At 68.1% G+C, this 6,000-nt stretch carries 6 protein-coding genes; all 6 read right to left on the bottom strand.

The genetic code is table 11. The annotated features are described in order from the left end of the window. Positions 1-911 precede the first annotated feature (911 nt). Positions 912-1,178, bottom strand: coding sequence for a 30S ribosomal protein S20 (rpsT, locus tag CQW49_RS21330; RefSeq protein ID WP_003614547.1), 267 nt, complete (start codon positions 1,176-1,178; stop codon positions 912-914). A gap of 117 nt (positions 1,179-1,295) precedes the next feature. Next, on the bottom strand, positions 1,296-2,069 hold the full coding sequence (locus tag CQW49_RS21325) for an enoyl-CoA hydratase (protein WP_003614548.1): 774 nt from the start codon (positions 2,067-2,069) through the stop codon (positions 1,296-1,298). 21 nt (positions 2,070-2,090) lie between these two features. Further along, a complete protein-coding gene (locus CQW49_RS21320; protein ID WP_003614549.1) occupies positions 2,091-2,537 on the bottom strand; it encodes an RrF2 family transcriptional regulator in 447 nt (148 codons plus the stop codon). Further along, on the bottom strand, positions 2,534-3,016 hold the full coding sequence (gene dut, locus CQW49_RS21315) for a dUTP diphosphatase (RefSeq protein WP_003614550.1): 483 nt from the start codon (positions 3,014-3,016) through the stop codon (positions 2,534-2,536). The genes CQW49_RS21320 and dut overlap by 4 nt, the downstream gene beginning before the upstream one ends. Then, on the bottom strand, positions 3,013-4,254 hold the full coding sequence (gene coaBC, locus CQW49_RS21310; protein ID WP_003614551.1) for a bifunctional phosphopantothenoylcysteine decarboxylase/phosphopantothenate--cysteine ligase CoaBC: 1,242 nt from the start codon (positions 4,252-4,254) through the stop codon (positions 3,013-3,015). Before coaBC ends, dut begins: the two co-directional genes overlap by 4 nt. A 75-nt stretch (positions 4,255-4,329) precedes the next feature. Then, positions 4,330-5,910 carry an ATP-binding protein gene (locus CQW49_RS21305; protein ID WP_003614552.1) on the bottom strand — a complete coding sequence of 527 codons (1,581 nt, stop codon included), beginning with the start codon at positions 5,908-5,910 and terminating at the stop codon, positions 4,330-4,332. Positions 5,911-6,000 lie beyond the last annotated feature (90 nt).

Genomic DNA, 6,000 nt, shown 5'->3' with positions numbered 1-6,000 from the left:
GTTTTTCTTTCGCGCAGAAGACGAGCCTAGCGACGAGGGCGCCGAAGCGGCGCCCAAGCAGAAGGCTGGACAGACCGATTTGAATTGATCGCTACGCCGTCACGACACTCTGGGCGACGGCTGCTGCGCCGATTACTGACTGAAGTCGAATGGTCGCGCGCTCGTCGCGGGTCGACTTCGCGACGTCGTCGCGCTGCGCCTCGTCTTATCGTTCAACACCCAATCGGCCCGCCGCCCCAAACCCATCACGTCACCCCTGAATCCACGAAGAGCCTCGCCCTTCGTGGTCCCCGCTACTTCTCGATCACTGATACGCAGACAGAAAATGCACCGAGCGGTGTTTCAGCCGATGCATTCGTGGCATGGTGGACGCGGTTGCGGAACGCTGCTCGATTCTGTCGTCGAGTCTGGGGAATCACCCGATCGCCCGCTTGAGCTGTTCAGTCGTTCACATTCGCAAGGCCTGTCGCAATTCCATCCCACGGTTTTGAAACTACACGCCTCGATTTCGCCGCGCAATCATCCTCGAGCCACAGTGGCCGCGCATTTCGGCGCATCGGCGCCTCAGTTTCGAACAACGCCGACGCTTCGCCCGGATAAAGGCATGATTCGTCGCCGAGAAAAAACAGGCGCCCGGCGCCGGTCACGCTGGCTCACATCGTCGAGCGGCGCGCTGCCGAAACCTCCCGGCGAATGTCAAGCCGGCCAACCTCGGCGCAAGGTCCCGGCCTTGATCGCACTAATCTGTTTTTAAATGATCTTCTCTGCGCGCAAGAAAAGCGTGTGGTAAATATTCTGGCCCTACGCGCGATGGCGCCGACATGCCTTATGGGCTGCTACGCACAAAAAAAGCCCGGCGGGAGCCGGGCTTAATGACAACAGAGCGACGTTGAGACGTCGACCGCGCTTCGTCAGGCGGAGAGCGCCTTCACGCGCGCGGTCAGGCGCGACACTTTGCGCGACGCGGTGTTCTTGTGAATGACGCCATTTTGAGCCGCACGCATCACGACCGGCGCGACGCTCTGCAGAACAGCGGCGGCGACCGCGGCGTCGCCGCTGGCGATCGCTTCCTCGACCTTGCGAACTTGCGTGCGCAGCTGGCTGCGGCGCGAACGATTGACCGCCGTGCGACGGGCGATCTTGCGAACGGCCTTCTTGGCCGAGCTGGTGTTGGCCATCTATTTTCCCTCGAGGACGATTCGGGGCGGCCGGCGCCGCCAAAGAAAAGCGGCCGCGAAGCCGCGGCCGATGTCCGCGCCTTATAAGCGCGCGGGCGCTCCCGCGTCAATGCCCGCTCATTCGTGCTCGAAACGCGGCGGACGCTTTTCGATGAAGGCGGTCATGCCTTCCTTCTGATCCTTGGTCGCGAACAGCGAATAGAACAGGCGCCGCTCGAAGCGCGTCCCTTCCGCGAGAGGAGTCTCGAAGGATCGCTCGATCGCCTCCTTGGCCATCAGCACGGCCGGCAGGGACATCGAGGCGATCGTCTGCGCCGTCTTCAGCGCCTCCTCGAGCAGATGGTCGGCGGGCACGACGCGGGCGACGAGTCCGCAGCGCTCGGCCTCCTCGGCCCCCATCATGCGGCCGGTCAGCACCAGCTCCATCGCCTTGGATTTGCCGATGGCGCGCACGAGACGCTGCGTGCCGCCGGAGCCGGGAATGACGCCGAGCTTGATCTCGGGCTGGCCGAATCTGGCCGTATCGGCGGCGAGGATGAAGTCGCACATCATGGCGAGCTCGCAGCCGCCGCCGAGCGCGAAGCCGGCGACCGCCGCGACGATCGGCTTGCGGACGCGGGCGAGGCTGTCCCACGACGACAGGAAATCGTCGAGATAGGCGCCGGCGGCTGTCTTGTCGCGCAGCTCCTTCACATCGGCGCCGGCCGCGAACACCTCGGGCCCGCCGGTCAGCACCATGCAGCCGATCCCGGCGTCCGCCTCGAAGCGCGCCAGCGCCTCGGCGAGCTCCGCGGTGAGACGCGCGTTCAGCGCATTGAGCGCGCGCGGACGGTTGAGCCGCAGCAGTCCGACGCGGCCATGCGTCTCGATCTCGATCGTCTCATAGGTCACGGCGGGCCCTCCCCTTGGCCGTCAAATATCGAAATCGCCTTCCGCGGCGTCCTCATGGCCGAAGCCTAGGACGAGCGCCGCCGCATGCAGCGAGTCGAGCGTGATCTCGTCGAGCCGCGCCAGCGCGAGGCGCTCGGCTTCGGCAAAAACGGGGTCGATGACGCTCGACAGGAGACGCGGGCTCTCGGCGCCATTGGCCTCCTCCTCGGCGCGCAAGGCCACCCGCACGATCTCGCCGACACAGAGCCGGCGCCTCTCCTTCGCGAGCTCATAGCCGCCCGACGGGCCCCGCACGCTCTTCAAGATGCCGGCCCGCACCATCGCCTGCAACATGCTCTCGAGATGGCGGGGCGGCAGCTCGTGACGCGCCGCGAGCGCCCGCGACGACACCGGCCGCGCGCGCGAATGCAGCGCGACGTCGAGCGCCGCCATCAGCGCGAGACGCGCCGACCGGGGCAGCAGGCTCATCGGGCCCCGCTCCGCCCCGGCGCCACGCTCTCCCCCGTCCCGGTCGAGCCGAAGCCGCCGGCGCCGCGCGCGGTGTCGTCGAGCTCCGCGACCTCGACGATCTCGACGCGCGCGCAAGGGGCGACCACGAGCTGCGCGATGCGCATGCCGCGGACGATCTCGAACGGATGGGTCCCGAGATTGACGAGCAGCGCCTTCACCTCCCCGCGATAATCCCGATCGATCGTGCCGGGCGTGTTGAGCACGGTGACGCCATAGTCGAGCGCGAGGCCGGAGCGCGGCCGCACCTGCGCCTCGAAGCCCTCGGGCAGCATCAGCGCGATGCCGGTCGGCACGAGATCGCGCGCGCCGGGCTCCAGCACGAGCTTCTGCCCGGGCGCGAGCGCGGCGAGGAGATCGAGCCCGGCCGCTCCCGCGCTCGCATAGGCGGGGGCCGGCAGGCCTTCGCCATGGGGAAGCCGGCGCAAGGCGATCTTCATCGGACTGGCTCCGCTGTTGCGCCGAGACGCTCGGCGAGACGCGCGACGAGGCGCGCCGCCACTTCGGATTTGTCGAGCCGCGGCCAGGATTCGACGCCGTCGGCGCCGACGAGACGCACTTCATTAGCGTCGCCGCCGAAGACGCCCGAAGCGGCGCTCACATCATTGGCGACGATGAGGTCGCAACCCTTGCGCGCGAGCTTTTCCTGCGCATTGGCGATGACGTCGCGCGTCTCCGCGGCAAAGCCCACGACGAGCGCCGGGCGCTCGCTCTCGCGCCGCGCCACCAGCGCCAGAATATCCGGGTTCTCGCGAAGAACCAGCGTCGGCGGCGCGCCGCCGGGCTGCTTCTTGATCTTGTCCGGCGCAGGCTCGATGCGCCAGTCGGCGACGGCCGCCGCGCCGATGAAGATGTCGGCGGGCAACGCGGCCTCGACCGCCGCGAGCATTTCGAGCGCGGTTTCCACATGGCGCACCGTCACGCCCGGCGGATCGGCGATCTCGACCGGCCCGCTGACCAGCGTCACCTGCGCGCCGGCGCGCGCCGCGGCGGCGGCGATGGCGTGGCCCTGCTTGCCCGAGGACCGGTTGGAGAGAAAACGAGCCGGATCGATCGGCTCGCGCGTCGGACCGGAAGTGACGATCACATGCCGGCCGACGAGCGGGCGCTCCGCGCTGTGCAGCGCCGCGTCGATCGACGCGAGAATCGCCGGCGGCTCGCTCATGCGGCCGGGGCCGAATTCGCCGCAGGCCATCTCACCATCCTCCGGCCCGACGAAGAGGACGCCGTCGGCGCGCAGCGTCGCGACATTGCGCTGCGTCGCCGGATGCAGCCACATGCGGACATTCATCGCCGGCGCGACGAGCACGCGCTTGTCGGTCGCGAGCAGCAGCGTCGTCGCCAGATCGTCGGCGAGGCCATGCGCCATGCGCGCGAGGAGATGCGCGGTCGCCGGCGCGACGACGACGAGATCGGCCTCGCGCGAGAGGCGGATATGGCCCATCTCCTGCTCGTCGGTCAGCGAGAACAGATCCTCGAACACCCGCTCGCCGGAGAGGCTCGCAAAAGAGAGCGGAGTGACGAAACGCGCCGCCGCCGCCGTGAGAGCGACGCGCACGCGCGCCCCACGCTCGCGCAGCCGGCGCACCAGCTCGAGCGATTTATAGGCCGCGACCCCGCCGCCGACGACGAGCAGCACGGTCCGGCCAGAGAGGATGTTTTGTTGGACCGGGATCACCGACGGCTCCGCTCGCTTGCAGCGCCGCGCAGAATACTCTCTTTCCACCGCGCGCGAAAAGGCCGGAGCGCGGGATCACCCGGCCCGCGCCGCCCGCCCCAGCATCGCCTCGACCTTCTGCTCGAGCTCGTCCAGCGTGAAGGGCTTGAGCAGAATCTCGACATTGGGCTCGGCCCGCAGGCCGTCAAGCGATCGGCCGGCGTATCCCGTGATCAGCAATATGGGCATGCCGCGCCTGGACGCCTGCGCCGCTTCGGCCAGCTGCCGTCCGCTGATCCCGGGGAGGCCCACGTCGGTGACCAGAAGATCGAGCGGAGCGTCCGACTGCAGAATCGCCAATGCTTCAGAACTGTCCTCGGCCTGAACGACAGTGCAGCCGACGCCTTCGAGCGCGGCGGCGACGAGCATTCGCACCTCGATCTGGTCCTCGACCAGCAGCGCCTTTCCGCCATTTCCGCATGTGCTGTCGACAGCTGCGGGGACCGGCTCCTCTTCCGACGCCAGCAGCGGCCGCTCCTCGCCCGGGAGATAGAGGCGAACGCTCGTCCACTCGCCGGGGCGGCTGTCGATGCGCACGAAGCCGCCCGACTGCCGCGCGAAGCCGTAGATCTGCGACAGGCCGAGACCGGTGCCCTTGCCGGTCGGCTTGGTGGTGAAAAAGGGCTCGAAGGCGCGGCGCAACACCTCCGGCTCCATGCCGAAGCCCGTATCCGTCACCTCGATCTCGACATAATCGGCGGGCCGCCGGCCGGGATCGGCCAAGTCAGTCACCCCTCGGCGATTCGCGGTGGCGATGCGCAGCGATCCGCCCTTGGGCATGGCGTCCCGCGCATTGACCGCGAGATTGAGCAGCGCGCTCTCGAGCTGGGACGGATCGCAGACGACATTCCAGCAGCCCTCCCCCGGTTGCAGATCCAGCCTGACATCCGACCCGAGCGTGCGGCAAAGCATTTCCTCGAGGCCGAGGATCAGCCGGTTCGGATCGATGAGACGCGGCTCCAGCGTCTGCCGCCGGGCGAAGGCGAGCATCCGATTGATGAGGCGAGAAGCCGTGCCGGAGGCCTTGCGGATCGCCGCGATCGACGGCGCGATCTCATTGCCGCGCCCACGCGCGACCTGCCGCTCGATGACCCCGACCGACCCCGAGATGACCTGCAGCACATTATTGAAATCGTGAGCGATGCCTCCCGTCAGCCGGCCGATCGCCTCCATCTTCTGCGCATGGGCGAGGCGCTCCTCGCTCTCGAGCAGAGCGGCGTTGGCCTCGCGCAGCTGACGCGCCGAAGGCAAGGCGAGGAAGCTCGGCAGCATTCGCCACAAGGCGAAGCCCGTGGCGGCGGAAGCGATCGCGGTCAACGCCTTGACGCCTCCCAACAACCCGTAGAGCGGCGTCCACAGGGTCACGACGTCGAGCAGATGGGTGGCGCCGCAGGCGAGGATGAAGGCGGCGAACAGCCAGAGCATGGGCCGGAAGACGAGATCGCCGCGGCGCCTGCCGATGACGACGAGCGCCAAGGGAATCGAGAAATAGGCGAGGCCGATCACCGTGTCGGAGATCGCATAGAGCCAGACGAGCCCCGGCTCCCAGAGCAGGCAATATCCATGCGGCGCCAGATCGGACCCGCCGAACAGCCATTCGCTGAGCTTGGCGAACATGTCGAGATCTCCTCCCAGACGGAGAAATTGCGGGGAGCCGACGAGAGGCAACATCCCGCAACTCATCCGACCGAGCGCGGCGGGCCGGCG

The organism is Methylosinus trichosporium OB3b (assembly GCF_002752655.1).
GTDB lineage: Bacteria > Pseudomonadota > Alphaproteobacteria > Rhizobiales > Beijerinckiaceae > Methylosinus > Methylosinus trichosporium.
Note: the sequence above shows the minus strand (reverse complement) of the source record. Positions and strands in the feature narration are given on the sequence as shown.

Excerpts from the sequence above, each read along its gene's own strand:
- CQW49_RS21320 (WP_003614549.1), bottom strand. The coding sequence starts at position 2,537 with ATGAGCCTGCTGCCCCGGTCGGCGCGTCTCGCGCTGATGGCGGCGCTC.
- rpsT (WP_003614547.1), bottom strand. The coding sequence starts at position 1,178 with ATGGCCAACACCAGCTCGGCCAAGAAGGCCGTTCGCAAGATCGCCCGT.
- dut (WP_003614550.1), bottom strand. The coding sequence starts at position 3,016 with ATGAAGATCGCCTTGCGCCGGCTTCCCCATGGCGAAGGCCTGCCGGCC.
- CQW49_RS21305 (WP_003614552.1), bottom strand. The coding sequence starts at position 5,910 with ATGTTCGCCAAGCTCAGCGAATGGCTGTTCGGCGGGTCCGATCTGGCG.